We start from the raw sequence: 18485 nt of genomic DNA, 5'->3' as shown, positions 1-18485 counted from the left end.
CAAGGCCAAGCATGCTGTAAAGAGTGAGAGTTTCGATGATGGGTGCAGACAACAGATTGCCCGTAACGGTTCTCGCCGGGTTTCTCGGCGCCGGCAAGACGACTGTGCTCAATCATGTCCTGGGTAATCGGGATGGTCGCCGGGTCGCCGTCATCGTCAACGATATGAGCGAGGTCAACATCGATGCGGATCTCGTGCGCGAGGGGAGTGCAGACCTTTCGCGCACCGACGAGACGCTGGTAGAACTCACCAACGGGTGCATCTGTTGCACCCTGCGCGACGATCTCCTCAGCGAAGTGCGCCGGCTCGCAGCCGCCGGCCGTTTCGACTATCTGCTGATCGAGGGAACCGGCATTGCTGAGCCGCTGCCGGTCGCCGCCACCTTCTCCTTCCGCGACGAGAGCGGGGCGGCCCTCTGCGACGTGGCGCGTCTCGACACGATGGTCTGCGTCGTCGATGCGGTCAATCTTCTCGCCGATTACCACAGCGCCGAGTTCCTTGCCGATCGCGGTGAAAGGCGTGACGGGGACGATGAGCGCAAGCTCGTGGACCTGCTCGTCGAGCAGATCGAATTTTCCGATGTCGTCATCATCAACAAGGCAGGCGACGTGCCGTGCGCCGACCTTGCCGAGGTTCGCCGGGTCGTCGCGGCGCTCAATCCGGATGCCCAGGTCGTCGAGGCGGTCTTCGGCCAGGTGCCGCTTGGCGCGATCCTGGATACCGGCCTCTTCAGCGAGGCGAAGGCCGCCCGCCATCCGCTCTGGCACAAGGAACTCTTCGGCTGGGGCGATCATGTGCCGGAGACCGAGGAATACGGCATAACAAGCTTCGTCTATCGCAGCCGCCGGCCCTTCGACCCACTGAGGCTCAAGGATTTCCTCGACCGGAAATGGGCGGGCCTTATCCGCGCAAAGGGCCATTTCTGGCTGGCGACGAGGCCTGACGAGATCGGCCTTTTGTCGATTGCCGGCACGCAGTGCCGCATCGAGACCAGGGGGTACTGGTGGGCCTCGGTGCCACGGGTGCAATGGCCGCGCTTTCCGCAGTTCCGCCAGCTCCTCGACCGGCATTGGGACGATGTCTGGGGCGACCGCCGCCAGGAGCTTGTCTTCATCGGTTCCGGCTTCGACGAGGAAGCGATCCGCGCTGCGCTCGGCGATTGCCTGACCGGGGAGGAGACGGGTTTCGATCCGCAGACCGCTGTCGGCCTTCGCGATCCGTTTCCGGCATGGCAGCACGGGCATATCCATGCACATTCAAATAGTTAGAGTGCCATAGTGGGCGTAAGACGGCCTAATGTGAAGACGTTTTGATTATCAACCGGAGGAAAGAACAATGAGCGACGAACTTTATGCAGATGGCATCGGCGAAATCACCATTACGGGAACGATCGTGCGCATCGACCTGATGTCGCTTTCGGCAACCGATCGTGACGCCAACAACAACCCAAAGCCGGTCTTCCGCCAGCGCATCATCATGCCTGTCGATGCCTTCGCCAATGCGGTCGATCTTATGCAAAAGGCGCTCGGCGGGTTGGTCGAGGCGGGTGCGGTCCGTCGTATCGGCGATATGTCAGCGGCGGCGGCTGCCGATATCCAGTCGGTGCAGGGCGGCGCTTCTAACGCTTCGCCGAACTTCAACTGATAAACAGGTCTAGAGCGCCGTGCGTCCATCCGGACGCACAAAGGACGCTCTAACTGTTTGAAACTAATCCTCGGTCTCGTATTGTTTCGGGTGGGCCATGAGTGGTTTTTTGCATACCAACCTGCACTGTCTAGCGCTCGTCGCGCGTCATCACGGCGTCGATCTTGCGCCTGAGCGATTGCAGCACGATTATGCCGTCGGCAACGATCCCGTTGCCGTGCGGCAGTTGCTGCGCATGGCCAAGGATGCAGGCCTCAGAGCCCGGCATCTGACGCTCGGCTGGCGATCCCTGTTTCAGCTCGGCGAGGCCTTTCCGGTGCTCGCGGAACTGACGAACGGCAACTGGGTGGTCATCGCCGGCGCCGTCGGGGAGGGCGAGGAGGAGAGGATCCGGGTTCTCGATCCGCTGGCGTCACGCGCCGAAGTGATGATGCTCAGCGAAGAGCAATTCGCCAAGGCCTGGCTCGGATCGGTGATCATGCTGAAGCGCAATTATCGCATGTCCGATGAGGACCGGCCCTTCGGCTTTCGCTGGTTCGTCCCTGAGATCATCAAGCAGCGCAGCTTCTTCCGCGATGTCGCGCTCGCCGCCTTCGTGCTCTACGGGCTGGGGCTGACGACGCCGATTTTCTTTCAGCTCGTCATCGACAAGGTGCTCGTGCATCAGAGCTATGCGACGCTGACGGTTCTGACGGCGGGCATTGCAATCGCGCTCGTCTTCGACGCGACTTTCACCTTCCTGCGCCGTTATCTGCTGCTCTACGCGACCAACAGGATCGATATCCGCGTCGCGACACGCACCTTCGGCCATCTTCTGAACCTGCCGATCGCGCTTTTCGAGCAGGCTTCGGCCGGCGTTCTCGTCAAGCATATGCAGCAGACGGGCCGCATCCGCGAATTCCTGACCGGCCGGCTGTTCCTCACTCTTCTGGACGGCGTTTCGCTGCTGGTCTTCGTGCCGATCCTGCTTCTCTACAGCGTCAAGCTGACGCTGGTGGTGCTGGGTTTTGCAGCCCTTGTCGGGCTGGTGGTGATGCTGCTGGTCGGGCCGTTCCAGCGCCGCCTGCAGGCACTCTACCAGGCGGAAGGCGACCGGCAGGCATTGCTGGTCGAAACCGTGCACGGCATGCGCACCGTCAAATCGCTGGCGCTGGAGCCGCGCCAGCGCAAGGTGTGGGACGATTATTCGGCCCAATCGATTTCCGTGCGGTTCCGGGTCGACAAGATCTCGACTATCGCCCAGGCAATGACCGGACTGCTGGAGAAGCTGATGAGTGTCGCGATCATCGGCCTCGGCGCGCTCGATGTCTTCAGCGGCACGATGACCATCGGCGCGCTTGTCGCCTTCAACATGCTGGCCGGCCGGGTCTCCGGACCGCTCGTCCAGATCGTCACCATGGCGCATGAATATCAGGAAGTGGCGCTCTCCGTGCGCATGCTCGGCGAGATCATGAACCAGCGGCCGGAGCAGGCGGGCCGCGGGCGTGGCGTGCGGCCGCATCTGCAGGGCCGCATCGAATTCGACAGGGTAACCTTCCGCTATGCCCCCGATAGCGCGCCGGCGCTCGACAATGTTTCCTTCGCCATTCCCCAGGGCTGCGTCTTCGGCGTCGTCGGCAAGAGCGGCTCGGGCAAGACGACAATCACAAGGCTCATCCAGGGGCTCTATCAAAGCCAGGAAGGGCTGGTGCGCATGGACGGCTATGACAGCCGCGAGATCGACCTCGTGCATCTGAGAACCAGCATCGGCGTCGTGCTGCAGGATAATTTCCTGTTTCGCGGCACGGTCCGCGAGAATATCGCCGCTGCCAAGCCGGATGCCAGCATCGAGGAGATCATGGAAGTCGCCCGCATCGCCGGCGCTGAGGAGTTCATCGAGCGCCTGCCGCGCGGCTTCGACACGATGCTGGAGGAAAATGGCTCCAACCTTTCCGGTGGCCAGAAGCAGCGGCTGGCCATTGCCCGCGCGCTGATCACCGATCCGAAGCTTCTGATCTTCGATGAGGCGACGAGCGCGCTCGACCCTGACAGCGAAGCGATCATCCGCGACAACCTCAGCCGCATCGCTGCCGGCCGCACCGTCATCATCGTCTCGCACCGGCTTTCGACGCTCGTCGATGCCGATGCCATTCTCGTCGTCGACCGTGGCAAGGTCGCCGATATCGGCCGGCACGATCAGCTCGTATCGCGCTGCATGACCTATCGCCACCTGTGGGCCCAGCAAATGAGGCAGGTCGCATGAACGCGCACGCTAGAAAACCCAGCGAAAACCTCCCGGTCCATTCAAATAAGGCCCCTTCAGACCGCGGCCCCCCAGACAAGGGAAGGGCACTAACCGCCCGCCCACCGCTGCCGCCGGCAATTGCCGAATTCCAATCGGATGCCGTCGAGCTCGAAGAACGCGCGCCGCCGCGGGTGGCGCGCATGACGCTCTACTGCGTGACGGCGCTGCTTGCCGCAGCGATCACCTGGGCCTCGGTCTCCTCCATCGACGAGGTGGTGATTGCGCCCGGCAAGCTCGTCACCACCCAGCCGACCATCGTCGTTCAGCCGCTCGAAACCTCGATCATCCGTACGATCGAGGTGAAGGCCGGCGAAGTGGTGCATGCCGGCCAGACGCTGGCGACCCTCGACGCCACTTTCAGTCAGGCCGATGTCGACCAGCAGCAGGCGAAATTCTCCGCACTCGACGCCCAGGTGAAACGCATCGAGGCAGAGCTTGCCGGCGACGACTATACGAAGATGGCGGGAGATACGCCCGACCAGATACTGCAGGCGCAGCTCTTCGGCCAGCGACGGGCCTTCTACGCGGCGCAGCTGCAGAATTTCGAGCAGCAGATCGCCGGCCAGTCGGCATCGCTCGCCGCCAGCAAGAACCAGGAAGCGGTGTTGACCCAAAGGCGCGATGGGCTCTCGCAGATCGAGGCAGCGCGGGAGCGGCTTTATAACACCCAGAGCGGCTCGCTGATCACGCTGCTCGGCTCCCGCGACGCCCGCCTCGACGTCGAGTCCGACCTGACCGCGGTCCGCGGCCGGGCCGACGAGGCCGCCCACTCGTATGCCAAGCTCCGAGCCGACCGCCAGGCCTTTATCGAGGATTTCCGCCGCGCCGCAATGGAACAGCTGGTGGAGCTGCGCGGCCAGCGCGACATGGCTGACGAGGAACTGAAAAAGATGGAACTGCGCCGTAACATGGTGTCGCTGACCGCACCCGCCGATGCCGTCGTGCTCGATCTGGCGCAGCGCTCCATCGGCTCCGTCGTGCGCGAGGCCGAACCGGTGGTGACGCTGGTGCCGATCAACGTGCCGCTTGAAGCCGAAGTCTCGATCAACACCCGCGATATCGGCCGCGTCGCCGTCGGCAAGGAAGCGCGTATCAAGCTCGACGCCTATCCCTTCCAGAAATACGGCACTGCCACGGGCGAGGTGAGAACCATCAGCCAGGACACATTCCTCACCGGCCAACAGGAACAGACTGCCACCCCCGGCCAGCCGGCAGCCCCCTTCTTCAAGGCCCGGATTCTGCTTGCCGATACAAGGCTGAATGCCGCAGATGTGCCGGTGCGGCTGCTTCCCGGCATGACCGTGTCCACGGAAATCAAGGTCGGCAACCGCACGGTGATCTCCTATTTCCTGTATCCGTTGCTGCGTGGCCTCGATAGCGCAATACGCGAACCTTAGGACGCGACGGATTGGTTCGCCCCGAACGAGATCCCGAGTGACTTCAATTTTGGGGGCGTATGCCGTCCACCGGGGTTGCTGCTTGACGCCCCCCATACACGACCTCACACTCACGGTGTCGAAGGTGAGTCGGACAGACTGTGCCGTTTTCACAGCTGTTTCTCACTTCAGAAGGAGTAGCCGGCAGAGGCTGATTGGTTCATGCGCCGACCGACGCCGGTTGGTCGCAAACAGAACGAGATTGATTGAGTTCGAACTCGAATCCGCTGCTATTTTGCTCGTGAGGTCGCGCCGTGGATAAGGTGTTATCAGCAGTGGATCCGCCTCACGACATCCCAGTTCGGCACAGGAATCTCCTATTGCGAAGCAACCGCCGCTGGCTGCTTTGGCCAGTGCTTTTGATATCCGTTTTGCTTGTTGCCGGCGTTGTTTTTTATCGTGAAATTCACCACCTCGAAGATCCGGTCGGGCTCTCTGAAAATCGAGCTCTCAACAAGGCTGCCCGATCGGCGCCCGTAGCCGTCCGTACTGTTACGGCGGCTGCTTCTCTTCTCCCGCCAATGTCAATCTCGCTGCGGCTGATCGAGGTCCCGAAGCCGGAGTTGGCAAGTCAGTTTCTGCGGACGTGGCGCGTCTCGGGGCGGGTTATTTGCGGTGCCCTTCGAGAGGCCGGCATCGAGATGAGCGAATGGAAAGCCGCATCGATGCGCAATCGCAATTATGAATGCTATTTTCAGCGCATCTACGAACGGGACGAGGTGCGTCCGCTCAGTTCCACCTTCGTCAAGGTTCGTGGAAATGAAGTTGGCGATATTCTTGAGATCCGCGCCAAGATCGTTGGACCGACGACAGATGCCCAAGGGCGTCTCGCCCCGGCAGTCCTGCGCATTTTCGAGATCATTGTCAGGCAGGCGTGCTGGCGTGATTTCGAGGATACTCTCGCGTCGATCCAAAACCTTCGAAATGTCGAAGACGAACGGTTCGGCTCCTATCTCAGCTTCACGCGCGAGGCCGGCAGCGGAAATAATTTTGATTTTGTTCTTGGTCTTAAGGCGACTTCAGGTTCGCAGGTGAGGACTAGGACGTATTTTTCCACAGAGCGCTGGCTAGCCCCAACCCCCCGCAATGTTTCCGCGAATTTCATCCTCATGGACCCTTTGGACACGTCCATATCAGCCACTTGCGCTCACTGACGGCGTAACCCGAGCTATCGGGTGACATTTGAGATCGCAAATCATGGCTCGCAGCATTCATCCGCGCCAGAACTGCGTCGAATGAATTTCCTTCGGGCTTGACGGGAAATCAAAGTTACTTAATCTAACGAGCTCGGAACTCTTGGAGGAGCGGGACCGATCTCTAGCGGTCTCTGTCGCACCATCTTCATCGCCCAAAGCCATGATTCCGGATCGTTCGCCGTCGATTCTCAACAGGATAAGCCATGTCTCTGACCATTACCCAACGCCTTAATGGCCTTAAAGTCCGCATTGCCGAACTAGCGCATTGGCGGGACCGCCAAAGCGCGGCGATCAAGGGTTGGACATTTGAGGGCGAGCCGATCGGCCATCAGCAGGACTGGCCGCATCGTCGGGGCGTTGTCCATTTTGCCGCGAGCGCTGAAGCCCCGGCGGGCTGGCCTCTCCAAGATATCCGCCTGCAGCTAGATCTCGGCGGCGAGAGCCTGATCACGCTGACCTATCCCGATGGCCAGAGCGAGACATTCGGGCTCGATCCCTACCATCAGGAATTTCCGGTCAAGGGGCGCCGCTTCCAGATTGCGACGGAAAGCGTCGCCCGTTTTCCGTTCGGGGAGCCGAACCGGGCGCCGAGGCTGAACAAGGCCCGGTTCATCTGGCTCGACGGTGCTGCGCATCGCCTGCATCTTCTGTTGAAGCAGGTTACCGAAGCGATCGACGTGTTGGGCGAGCACGATGTCGTGCCGCATCTGATGGAGGCGGCCGAGCATGCGCTTCGCAGCCTCGACTGGCCCTCGGATACGGCGGCTTACGTCTCCCGCACGTCTGACGCCGTGATGCAGCAGAAGATCTGGGAGCTGCCGGAGCTTGAGGCAAATCCGGCGGGCCTGACCGACGAGCAGAGCGCTTCGGCGGCCTCCGCCTTCGAGGCTTTGACGGAAAGATTGAAGGCGCTGCAGAAGCGATTTCCCCCGAATGGCGAATTGCTGCTGACCGGCCATGCGCATATCGATCTCGCCTGGCTTTGGCCCTATCGCGAGACTCGGCGCAAAATGCGGCGCACCTTCAACACGGCGCTGTCGCTGATGGAGCGTTCCGACGATTTCCGCTTCAACCAATCGACCGCCCATTATTACGCGCAGATGGAAGAGGAAGACCCGGAGCTTCTCGAACGCATCAAGCGGAAGGTTGCGGAAGGAAAGTGGGAAACCGTCGGCGGCATGTGGGTGGAGCCGGACACGAACATGCCGACCGGCGAAAGTCTTGTCCGCCAGGTTCTCTACGGCCAGCGCTATTTCGAAAAGACCTTCGGCACGCGCCACACGGTCTGCTGGCTGCCGGATTGTTTCGGTTTCTCCGGCGCCCTGCCGCAGATCCTGAGGCAGGGCGGCATCGACAGCTTCTTCACCATCAAGGTCAATTGGAGCGAGACCAATCATATTCCCTCCGATCTCTTCTGGTGGAAGGGGCTCGACGGGAGCCAAGTGCTGACCCACACCTTCGACAATCCGATGCAGGGTTATAACGGCTTCGTGCAGGCCGATTGCTACGTGCCGACATGGAAGAATTTTCGCGGCAAGACGCAGCACGAGACCTCGCTTCTGGCTGTCGGCTATGGCGATGGTGGCGGCGGCGTGACGCCCGAAATGGTCGAGCGCGAAGTGCAGCTGCGCGATTTCCCGGCGATCCCGCAGGCACGCTGGGGCACGGTCAAAGGCTTCTACGAGCAGGCGCACCGCACCGCGAGGGAAAAGAGCCTCCCCGTGTGGGACGGCGAAATCTATCTCGAACTGCACCGTGCGACGCTGACGAGCCAAAGCGGTGTCAAGCGCAAGCATCGCCAGGCGGAGCGGGCGCTGATCACCGCTGAAACCCTGGCGTCGCTCGCACATCTGCTGGGCGCAGACAAGCCGAAAAGCCTCGAAGCGGATTGGCGCGTGGTGCTGAAGAACGAATTCCACGACATCCTGCCGGGCTCGAGCATCCGTGAAGTCTATCAGGACGCGGAGCAGGAACTCGGCGGCGTCATCGACAATGCTACGATCGAGCAGGCAAATGCATTGCAAGCGCTGTCAGCCAATCTGCCGAAGGGCGGGGTCGGCGATGCGCTCGTCGTCGTCAATCCGTCGCTTGCGCCGCGGCCATTGAGTGCCATGCTTGCCGACGGCACTGTTGTTTCGGCCGCCGATATCGTCGCCCCCTTGTCCGTCGCGGTCTTCGACAAGCGCGCACTCCAGCCGGCGGGCGGGCTGAAGGCCGGCCCGGAGCGCCTCGAGAACGCCCATCTCGCCATCATCATCGGCAAGGACGGCGCGGTTGCGAGCCTCATCCACAAGGCGACGGGCCGCGAAGCGGTCGATGGCTCGGCCAACCAACTCTGGGTCTATCCGGCCGACAAGCCGCGCAATTGGGACGCCTGGGATATCGATGCGGATTATGCCGAAAAGGCTGTTCGCCTCGATGTGCCGGAGAGCATCTCCCTCGTCGAAAGCGGCCCGCACCGCGCGGCGATCCGCGTCGTCCACCGATACCGAAATTCGAGCGTCACCCAAACCTATGTGCTGACGGCCAACGCCAAAAGGCTCGACATCGAAACGACGATCGACTGGCATGACCGCCGCACCCTGCTGCGCACGCTCAACCCGGTCGACGTAACGGCCCGGAAGGCAACGTTCGAATGTGCCTATGGCGTCGTCGAGCGGGCAACGCACACGAACACCTCCTGGGAGCAGGCGATGTTCGAGGCTGTCGCCCATCGTTTCGTCGATATCAGCGAGCCGGGCTTCGGCGTCGCGCTGCTCAACAATGCCAAATACGGCCATAGCGCCCGCTGCAATGTGATCGGCATGAGCCTGGTGCGCGGGCCGGTCTATCCCGATCCGCTAGCAGACGAAGGCGCGCAGAGCTTTACATATGCGCTGATGCCGCATGAAGGCGCCTGGCATGAGGGCGGCGTCCTCGACGAGGCAATCGATCTCAACCAGCCGCTCGTCGCGACCGAAGCCAAGGGGCTCTCCACCGGCAATATCACGCCACTCACCATCGCCGGCACCCCCGTCGCCTTCTCGGGCCTGAAACCGGCAGAAGAGGGCAATGGCCTGATCCTGCGCCTCTATGAACCCGCCGGCCGGCGCGGCCGGCTCGCGCTTGCCCTGCCTTCCGGATGGTCGGCGTCGCAACCGCTCAACATTCTCGAGGAGCCGATGGAGCGGAAGGGGCCTGCCGACATCATGCCGTTCGAAATCAGGACCTGGAGACTGCAAAAGGCCTAATGGTTCTTTTTTGAGAGAGCCAGCACCGCCGCTCCGTTGCGGCGGTGCTGGCTCTCGATCTTCGGCTGCAGCCGCTCGAGCCATCCCAGGACTGTACGGCGCGCGCCCAGTCAGCAAGATCGCGAGAGCGGTCGCCAGTCTTATCCACTTCCGGCGCTCACCATCCCGATCGCGCATTCAAGTTCCCGGCTCGGTGAAAGCGGAACCTTTTATTACATGTTTATCGACGGCGGCGCCGGTGAGATGCGGATCGCCTCAGGAAATCTGTCGCAACGCACGGAGCAGCAATCATCATGACAAGTCTGCTGCCGGTAGAGACGCCTCAGGTCGGGCGGCAAAATTCTCGACGACGAAATCCACGAAAGCGCGGACTTTCGGTGAGAGCTGGCGGTTGGATGGCAGACGAGCGAGATCGAGCCGAAGGGCGCCATGAAGTGGGTGAGGACGGGGACCAGGTTACCTGCTCGGATTTGGCCTGCGCGACATAGACGGGCAGATGCGCAAGCCCGAGACCGTTCTGTGCCGCCCGCAGCCCGGCATCGGTATTGTTGAGTGTCAGGGTTTTCGGCAAAAACAACCGCTCGTACGGCTTATGGAATGCCCACGGCTGCCGGGCTGGTGTTGATCCATTCCAGCATTTGCAGGGAAGTGCATGACGAGGTGCCTTATGACGATCTTGCGTCACGAATGCCGGGCCTCATTATGCCGGCACCGGCGCGCGACGGGCAAAGCAGCGCCGATGAAACGCTTGAAGATATCGAGTTCCAGCGGAAATACCTGTCAATGGAATCTGCGAAGGCATTCACTGCATTTTCATTTCATTTCATTTCATTTCATTTCGGGGCGGCGGGGATTTCCATTGAAAGCCGGAAGATCACCTGCCCCAGCGTGGTCATTTCAGCCGCCAACGATGAAGCCGATGATCGCCGAGGCCGGGCGACGGCTCGGCACATCGGCGGCGAATATCTGGGTCTTCAGGAGACGACACATACGGGTTTGCTGGTCGGCCAAAGATATCACGAAGCGGTAAGCCGCATCATGGATTGGTTGGCCCGCTTTGATGGAAGATAAATCCAATCAGCCTTCCAAACCGAGGCTTGCCAGCAGTCGGCCGACATAGGCTTCCAAGCCGCCGACCATGTCGAAGCGGGTGGGATCGCGCAGCCAGAGCATCTGAAGGCCGTCCATTACTGCGATCAGTTCGGCGGCCATCGTCTCACCATCGATCTTGGCGTCGATCGTGCCATCAGCGATGGCTCGTTCGAAGGTCGAGGCGACGCCGTTCTGCATCTGGGTGGCGCGAGCAAGAAACCAGGGCTTGGCGGGGTGGTCCTTCATCAGGCTCTCGGCATTCAGGATGGCGAAGGCCCTGACGACCTCGACCATTTCGGCGTTGCGGCGGAAGATGGCGACCATGCCGTTGAGCAGGCCGCGCAGATCGGCGCGATAGTGTCCGATGAAATCCGCGCTTTCGAGATCGCGCTTGGCAAGGATTGCGAGCAGGAGATCGACCTTGGTCGGGAAGTGGTGCAGAAGGCCGGGCAGCGACAAGCCGACATCCCGGGCGATATCGGCGATGGGGGCGTTCTGGTAGCCGTCGTCGGCAAAGCGCCGCATCGCCGCCGTCAGGATTTCTACTCGGCGCGCTTCTCCCTTGGTGGATCGGCGCCGCCGCTTTTCATCCTGTGTGGCCTTCTCGTCTGTCATCGTCTCTCCGGTCAGCCTCCTTTGGCGGCAGGGCGCCGATCGGCAACCCTGCAGCCCTTTATACATACATCAGGCCGGGCCGGTTGACATCTTAAAAATACCGAGTAATCGGTAGGTTTAACGGAAGAGCAGCGGCGCCAGAGGAGGTTTGCATGATCGATTCCATTCTCGACCAGATGACGCTCGAAGAGCAGGTCTCGCTGTTGTCAGGCGCTGATTTCTGGACGACCGTTCCCGTCGAGCGTCTCGGCGTGCCGAAGATCAAGGTGACGGACGGGCCGAACGGCGCCCGCGGCGCGGGTTCGCTGGTCGCGGGTGTCAAGGCGACCTGCTTTCCCGTCGGCATAGCACTCGGCGCCACCTGGAATCCCGATCTCGTCCAGCAGATGGGGGCGGCGCTTGCGCGTCAGGCAAAGAGCAAGGGTGCGGCGGTACTGCTGGCGCCCACGGTGAATATCCATCGCTCCGGCCTCAACGGGCGCAATTTCGAATGTTACTCCGAAGATCCGATGCTGACCGCCGAACTCGCCGTCTCCTATATCGACGGCGTCCAGGGCGAGGGGATCGCGGCGACGATCAAGCATTTCGCCGGCAATGAATCCGAGATCGAGCGGCAGACCATGTCTTCTGATATCGACGAGCGGACGCTGCGCGAAATCTATCTGCCGCCCTTCGAACAGGCGGTGCGCCGTGCCGGCGTGATGGCGGTCATGTCTTCCTATAATCGCCTCAACGGCACCTATACGAGCGAGCACGAGTGGCTATTGACCAAGGTGCTGCGCGAGGAATGGGGATTTGACGGGATCGTCATGTCCGACTGGTTCGGATCGCATTCGACTGAAGAAACGATCAATGCCGGTCTCGATCTTGAAATGCCGGGTCCGGCGCGCGATCGCGGCGAGAAACTGGTTGCCGCCGTGCGCGAGGGCAAGGTTGAGGCCGCGACTGTGCGGGCGGCGGCGCGGCGGATGCTGCGTCTGCTCGAGCGGGTCGGTGCATTCGAGAATAAGCCCGATCTCACCGAGCGGGCGATCGATCTGCAGGAAGACCGGGCACTGATCCGGCGCCTCGGCGCAGAGGGTGCGGTCCTTCTCAAAAATGATGGCATCCTGCCGCTTGCCAAGACCTCGCTCGACCGGATTGCCGTCATCGGACCCAATGCGGCAAGCGCGCGCGTCATGGGCGGCGGCAGCGCGCAGATCGCAGCGCATTACACGGTCAGTCCGCTTGAAGGCATTCGCGCCGCCCTTTCCAATGCCAACAGCATCAGCCATGCGGTCGCCTGCCGCCACAACCGTCTGATTGACGTGTTCAAGGGAAAGATCACCGTCGAATATTTCAAGGGCCGCGGCTGCAAGGGCGACCCGCTCCATGTCGAAATCGTCGACAAGGGTGAATTCTTCTGGTTCGAGCTGCCGTCGAGCGAACTCGACCCCGCCGATTTCTCGGCCAGGATGAGCATGCAATTCGTGCCGGAAGAGAGCGGCGAGCACCTCTTCGGCATGACCAATGCCGGCCTGGCGCGGCTCTTCGTCGATGGCGCACTGACCGTCGACGGCCACGACGGCTGGACGTGCGGCGAGAACTATTTCGGCACGGCCAATGACGAAGAGCGCGGAACGGTGACGCTCGATGCCGGCCGCGCCTATGCGTTGACTGTCGAGTATGAGCCGTCCACGGCGAGCGGCGATGGCATCAACCTCATCGCCGTGCGTTTCGGTCTGGAAAAGCCGCTCGGCGACGCCGATATCGACGCAGCCGTCGAGACGGCCCGCAATGCCGGTGTGGCGCTTCTCTTCGTCGGCCGCGACGGTGAATGGGACACCGAGGGTCTGGATCTGCCCGACATGCGGCTTCCGGGCCGGCAGGAGGAGCTGATCGAGCGGGTGGCAGCTGTTAACGTCAATACCGTCGTCGTGCTGCAGACCGGCGGCCCGGTGGAAATGCCCTGGCTCGGCAAGGTTCGCGCCGTGCTTGAGATCTGGTATCCCGGGCAGGAGCTGGGCAATGCCGTCGCCGACGTATTGTTCGGCGACGTCGAGCCAGGCGGACGCCTGCCGCAGACATTCCCGAAAGCGCTTGCCGACAATTCCTCCATCACAAGTGATCCCGTAGTTTATCCCGGCAAGGACGGGCATGTGCGTTACGCCGAAGGCGTCTTCGTCGGCTACCGTCATCACGACACACACGCCGTCGAGCCGCTCTTCCCCTTCGGTTTCGGCCTTGGCTATACGCGCTTTGACTGGAGTGCACCGCGGGTGTCGGCCGGCGAAATGGATACTGAAGGCGTGACGGTCAGCGTCGATCTGACCAATATCGGCGACCGGGCAGGCTCGGAACTGGTGCAGCTCTATGTGCGTTCACCGAAGACCAAGGTGGAGCGGCCGGACAAGGAATTGCGCGCTTTCGCAAAGCTATCGCTGCAGCCCGGTGAGACCGGCACGGCCACAATGAAGATCCTGCCGCGCGATCTCGCTTATTTCGACATCGAGGCCGGCGCCTTCCGCGCCGAACCGGGTGACTATCAGCTGGTCGTGGCGGCGAATGCCGCGGATATCAGGTTCGTCATCGATCTGTCGTCGCCATCGAGCTATGAGTGGCGGCCCTCTAGCAGCAGGCTGGAGGCGCGTTGAGTGGTTCGATCTGCAATCAAGCCGCGTCGGGCTGAGTGCGGAGGTTGGTGACAACGCGCCTGTTCTGCACCTTGCAGGAGCGATCCGTGCAGTCGCGAACTTCGCGATCGTTGCCATAGCCCTTGGCCCACATGCGCTTGGCATCCACACCCTTCGAGGTGAGATAGGCCATCGCCGCATCGGCGCGCTTCTGCGACAGCGTTTCCATTTTGGAAGCAGAACCGGAATCGTCGGCAAATCCCTGCAGCTTGAGCAGCCAGCTCGGGTTCCTGTTGAGCCAATTGGCCTGGTTATCCAAGGTTGCCATGGCGACGGAATCGAGCGCGGCGGAGTCCTGCTTGAAGTAGATTCGCCGCCCGACATTGAGGATAAAATCCTCTTCGCTGCCGGCCGCGACGTTCTCGAAACCGGGCGCTGGTTCGTTGGTTTGGCCGGTCGTCGGCGCTGCAGTGGGTTCTTCCAGGGAGGCGATCTCGGTGGTGGAGCAGGCGGCAAGCGCCAGGAGCATGGACACGGCGAGAAGGCGGCTGGTGTATCCGGTCGTAGCAGACATCAGGTGATATTCCTTATTCGACCGGGATGGTTTGGCTGACCTGCGCGGCGCTTTCGGCCTGGTCGGCGATATGCGGCAGAACCTGTACCGCTGTGCCGATCGGGCAACGCTGGTAGAGGTCGATGGCGTCTTCGTTGAACATGCGGATGCAGCCGCTGGAGGCATCCTTGCCAATGCTCCAAGGCTCAAGTGTGCCATGGAAGCGGTAGCCGGTGTCGACGCCGTCGCGATGGAGGTACATGGCGCGGGGCCCGAGCGGGTTCTTCGGTGAACCTCCGGCGACGAATTCGGGCAGTTCGGGATGGCGCTTGCGCATTTCCGGCGGCGGCGTCCAGCGCGGCCAAAGGGATTTGGCATCGATGGTGGCGCGGCCAAACCATTTGAACCCCTCGCGGCCGACGCCGACGCCGTAGCGGATGGCGGTCTTGTTCTCCATGATCACATAGAGGAAATGGTGCCTGGTATCGACGACGACGGTGCCGATCGGCTCGCTGCTGAAATATTTGACGACCTGGCGGTGCCACTGTTTATCGATCTTGGCGAAGTTGGTCCTTCGAAACGTCACGGCATTATCGACCATGGTGCCATCGAAATAGGAAGACGCGGCGGCGAGCGCCGGTTTCCCGACTGCACCGGCGCCAAGTAACGCCAAACCACCAAGCAAAATATCCCTGCGGGTCCCCACCATCGGCAATATCCCCCTTAAAGCCAAGCAGCGAAACGTCAGTAAATCAGATTTTTCATTTGCGACAACAGAAAATTCTTCTGCTCTTAAACGACCGAGATCGGGTTGCCGGTCTTCTGGATAAATTTTGCTCCGATCGTTGCTCTGAAAAAGATGACACCAGCTTGCAAACCCGCGGGCCGCTTGCGCGACAGATCGCTGTCACCGGTCCTGTCGTTTGAGATCATTCATCATTGAGATGGCAAGCCGACAGGTGCCCCGGTGCAATTTCCTTTTTCACCGGTACTTCCATATGACAGCGGTCGATCGCGAACGGGCATCTCGGATGAAAGTGACAGCCTTTCGGCGGGTTTATCGGGCTGGGGAGTTCGCCATCGACGGGCTTGAATTGCCGCTTGCCGGGTTCGATGCGCGGCACCTCGGCCAAGAGCGCTTTCGTGTAAGGATGATTGGGCCGCCTGAAAACCTCCTCGACGGGCGCCTCCTCGACGATGCGGCCGAGATACATGATCGCAACGCGGTCGGAAATATGTTCCACGACGCCGAGATCATGGCTGACGAACAAATAGGTCAGGTCAAGCTTGTCACGAAGTTCCATGAACAGGTTGATGACCTGAGCCTGGATGGAAACGTCGAGCGCTGCGACGCTTTCGTCGCAGACGAGAAACTTCGGCTGCACGGCGAGCGCGCGCGCAATATTGACGCGTTGCCGCTGGCCACCGGAAAACTGATGCGGGTATCGCTTTTTCATGGCCGGGTCGAAACCGGCCAGCATCAAATATCTGTCGACATAGGTGTCGCGTTCCGTCGAGCGGGCAAGCCCATGCGTTCGGGGCGCCTCCCAGATAAGCTCCTCCACGGTCATGCGCGGATTGAGAGCCGCCATCGGGTTCTGGAAGATCATCTGGCTGGCGAGACCGAACTGATGCTGCTCGCCTTTCGACATGACGCTTCGGTCCATCCCCTTCCAGAGAATGTGGCCCTGGCTCGGGGAGGTGATCCCTGCAATGGCGCGGCCGAGCGTCGACTTTCCGCAGCCGCTTTCACCGACAAGGCCGACAACCTCTCCGGGCCAAATGCTGAGGCTGACATTATCAAGCGCATGAACAACAGGCGCCGGTTTGGCCAGTTTGAGCTTGAGCGCGATCTTGGCGGCGAGGTCGGGCTTGGCTCCGAAGCGCTGCGACACGTTCCTCGCTTCGATCAGGGGCGCGGCGGTCGCCGTCATCATGCTACCTCTTTCGTTACGGGATGAATGCAGCGGAAGGAGCGATCGCCTTCCGGCATGAGCGCCGGCATGACCAGACAGCCGTCGGTTGCCCGATCGCAGCGCGTACGAAAACTGCATCCCTGCGGGAGGCGGTTGATGGCCGGTGTCATGCCGCGGATCTGGTGAAGGGGTTCTCCACGTCTGTTTTGCGAAGGAACGGACGCGATCAGACCGGCAGTGTAGGGATGGTGAGGATCGGTTAGGACCTTGCCCACCGGTCCGGTCTCGACGAGGCGGCCGGCATACATGACGGCGATCTCGTCGGCCAATCTTGAAACCACCGCCAGATCGTGGGTGATCCAGATCATTGCCGTATTTCCCTCTTCGGTGAGCTTCTGGAATTCGGAAATGATCTGGCTCTGGATCGTCACATCAAGCGCCGTTGTCGGTTCATCGGCGATGATGAGGTCCGGCTTGTGAAGAAGCGCGATGGCAATGGCCACGCGCTGGCGCATTCCGCCGGAAAACTGATGCGGATAGGCGGCAAGCCTTTCTTCAGGGCTTGGTATTCCGACCAGCGCCAAAGCATCCCGCGCTCGCTGCCGGGCGGCATCCTTCGAGACTCGCTCGTGTGCCTGGACGGCTTCCACCATCTGCGTCCCGACCGTCAGGACCGGATTAAGCGTCATCATCGGATCCTGGAATACCATGGCGATCCGCTTGCCGCGCAGCTGCCGCATCTCTTCGTCAGAGCATTTCGCGATGTCGGCGCCGTCGAAGATGACCTGGCCGCCGGCAACCCGGCCGGGTTTGTCGAGGAGCCGCATGATCGAGAAGCCGGTCACCGACTTTCCTGATCCGGATTCTCCCACGAGACCAAGGACCTTGCCGCGCTCCACGGTGAACGACACATCGTTGACGGCGCAAAGGCTGGGGCGTCCCCTGCCGTCGCCGAATTCGGTGACAAGATTGCTCACTTGCAGCAATGGCGTCATGACATGTTCCTCGGGTTGAGCACATCGCGCAGCCGGTCGCCGACAAGGTTGATCGTCGCGATCGTGACCAGAAGGGCAATGCCGGGAAAGAAGCTGATCCAGTAGAGGCCTGTCAGAAGGTACTGGTAGCCCGTCGAGATCAGCATGCCGAGCGAGGGTTCGGTCACGGATGCACCGAGACCGAGGAAGGACAAAGTTGCTTCGAGGCTGATTGCCCGGGCGATCTGCATGGTGGCGATGACGATGACCGGCGCAAGACAGTTCGGCAGCAGGTGCTTGAAGAGGATGCGCCAGCCGGGCAGGCGCAGCATCCGGGCCGCCTCGATATATTCCTTCTCGCGCTCGACCAGAGCGGTGCCGCGGACCGTGCGGGCATAGGTCGCCCACTCGGCGATGATCAGTGCGATCACGACGTTGGGCACGCCCTTGCCGAGCACGGCGAGCATCATGAGCGCCATCAATATGGTGGGAAACGAGAGCTGCAGGTCGACGAGCCGCATCATCGCGGTTTCCGTGCGCCCTCCCATGTAAGCGGCAAACAGTCCGGCTGAGGTTCCGATGATGGCAGCAGCGAGAGCCGATAGAACGCCCACCAGCAAAGAGGTACGCAGACCATAGAGGATACCGGACAGAATATCGCGGCCTTGGCTGTCGGTACCGAGGTGATAAACAAGCCCAGTCATGGATTCGGACCCCGGCGGCAGTCGTCCATCCATGATGTCGAGCTGCATCAAATCATAGGGATTTTGCGGAGAGATCCATGGCGCAAACAGTGCCAGGCAACATATGATCACCAGCGTGAGGAAGGCGATCGCGGCTGCCGGAGAGCTGAAGAAATCCGCGATCCCTTTCGACAGGCGACTGGGTTCGGGCGTTGGAGCGCTTGTGTCTTGCGTGTTTGGTTCGGCCATG

13 protein-coding genes and 2 pseudogenes are annotated in these 18485 nt (G+C 61.4%); 8 read left to right on the top strand and 7 right to left on the bottom strand.

The genetic code is table 11. From position 1 onward, the window contains the following. The first annotated feature begins 35 nt into the window (after positions 1–35). The 6 genes from RCCGE510_RS27955 (at position 36) to RCCGE510_RS27930 (ending at position 9790) form a co-directional block, all read left to right on the top strand. Positions 36–1268 carry a GTP-binding protein gene (locus RCCGE510_RS27955; protein WP_007635838.1) on the top strand — a complete coding sequence of 411 codons (1233 nt, stop codon included), beginning with the start codon at positions 36–38 and terminating at the stop codon, positions 1266–1268. A 67-nt stretch (positions 1269–1335) separates the two neighbouring features. Next, positions 1336–1644, top strand: coding sequence for a hypothetical protein (locus tag RCCGE510_RS27950; protein ID WP_007635836.1), 309 nt, complete (start codon positions 1336–1338; stop codon positions 1642–1644). A gap of 97 nt (positions 1645–1741) precedes the next feature. Further along, complete coding sequence (locus tag RCCGE510_RS27945) at positions 1742–3886, top strand: peptidase domain-containing ABC transporter (RefSeq protein WP_007635834.1); 2145 nt, start codon at positions 1742–1744, stop codon at positions 3884–3886. Then, positions 3883–5325: an HlyD family type I secretion periplasmic adaptor subunit gene (locus RCCGE510_RS27940; RefSeq protein ID WP_037079863.1), complete on the top strand. Its 1443-nt coding sequence runs from the start codon at positions 3883–3885 to the stop codon at positions 5323–5325. The genes RCCGE510_RS27945 and RCCGE510_RS27940 overlap by 4 nt, the downstream gene beginning before the upstream one ends. 359 nt (positions 5326–5684) lie before the next feature. Continuing rightward, positions 5685–6518 carry a DUF6030 family protein gene (locus tag RCCGE510_RS27935; RefSeq protein WP_240539689.1) on the top strand — a complete coding sequence of 278 codons (834 nt, stop codon included), beginning with the start codon at positions 5685–5687 and terminating at the stop codon, positions 6516–6518. A 245-nt stretch (positions 6519–6763) separates the two neighbouring features. Next, positions 6764–9790 (top strand): glycoside hydrolase family 38 C-terminal domain-containing protein, encoded by a 3027-nt coding sequence (locus RCCGE510_RS27930; protein ID WP_007635827.1) that lies wholly within the window; start codon positions 6764–6766, stop codon positions 9788–9790. A gap of 291 nt (positions 9791–10081) precedes the next feature. On the opposite strand, the pseudogene RCCGE510_RS35705 reads toward RCCGE510_RS27930, so the two are convergent. Further along, positions 10082–10397: pseudogene (locus RCCGE510_RS35705) on the bottom strand (LysR substrate-binding domain-containing protein); the annotation flags it as partial. A gap of 2 nt (positions 10398–10399) precedes the next feature. Between RCCGE510_RS35705 and RCCGE510_RS27925 the strand changes: the two are divergent. Then, positions 10400–10861 (top strand): annotated as a pseudogene (locus tag RCCGE510_RS27925) (hydrolase); the annotation flags it as partial. A gap of 6 nt (positions 10862–10867) precedes the next feature. Here the strand turns inward: RCCGE510_RS27925 and RCCGE510_RS27920 are convergent. After that, on the bottom strand, positions 10868–11497 hold the full coding sequence (locus RCCGE510_RS27920; protein WP_007635823.1) for a TetR/AcrR family transcriptional regulator: 630 nt from the start codon (positions 11495–11497) through the stop codon (positions 10868–10870). 152 nt (positions 11498–11649) lie between these two features. Here RCCGE510_RS27920 and RCCGE510_RS27915 point away from each other — a divergent pair, with 152 nt between their 5' ends. Further along, on the top strand, positions 11650–14130 hold the full coding sequence (locus RCCGE510_RS27915) for a beta-glucosidase (RefSeq protein WP_007635822.1): 2481 nt from the start codon (positions 11650–11652) through the stop codon (positions 14128–14130). Between the two features lie 16 nt (positions 14131–14146). Here RCCGE510_RS27915 and RCCGE510_RS27910 read toward each other — a convergent pair whose 3' ends face one another. The 5 genes from RCCGE510_RS27910 to RCCGE510_RS27890 all read right to left on the bottom strand — a co-directional run bounded on the left by RCCGE510_RS27910 (position 14147) and on the right by RCCGE510_RS27890 (position 18484). Further along, the gene (locus RCCGE510_RS27910) at positions 14147–14683 is read right to left on the bottom strand and encodes an OmpA family protein (RefSeq protein ID WP_007635821.1); all 537 of its coding nucleotides are present in this window, start codon (positions 14681–14683) and stop codon (positions 14147–14149) included. Between the two features lie 13 nt (positions 14684–14696). Further along, complete coding sequence (locus RCCGE510_RS27905) at positions 14697–15371, bottom strand: L,D-transpeptidase (protein WP_007635820.1); 675 nt, start codon at positions 15369–15371, stop codon at positions 14697–14699. Positions 15372–15591: 220 nt separating this feature from the next. Continuing rightward, positions 15592–16599 carry an ABC transporter ATP-binding protein gene (locus RCCGE510_RS27900; RefSeq protein WP_007635819.1) on the bottom strand — a complete coding sequence of 336 codons (1008 nt, stop codon included), beginning with the start codon at positions 16597–16599 and terminating at the stop codon, positions 15592–15594. Beyond that, positions 16596–17573: an ABC transporter ATP-binding protein gene (locus RCCGE510_RS27895; protein WP_007635818.1), complete on the bottom strand. Its 978-nt coding sequence runs from the start codon at positions 17571–17573 to the stop codon at positions 16596–16598. Before RCCGE510_RS27895 ends, RCCGE510_RS27900 begins: the two co-directional genes overlap by 4 nt. After that, on the bottom strand, positions 17570–18484 hold the full coding sequence (locus RCCGE510_RS27890) for an ABC transporter permease (RefSeq protein ID WP_007635817.1): 915 nt from the start codon (positions 18482–18484) through the stop codon (positions 17570–17572). The genes RCCGE510_RS27895 and RCCGE510_RS27890 overlap by 4 nt, the downstream gene beginning before the upstream one ends. Position 18485 lies beyond the last annotated feature (1 nt).

Origin of the sequence: Rhizobium sp. CCGE 510 (assembly GCF_000292525.1) — a bacterium.
In the GTDB taxonomy this organism is placed as follows: domain Bacteria; phylum Pseudomonadota; class Alphaproteobacteria; order Rhizobiales; family Rhizobiaceae; genus Rhizobium.
This window is presented reverse-complemented; position numbering and strand designations above follow the sequence as displayed.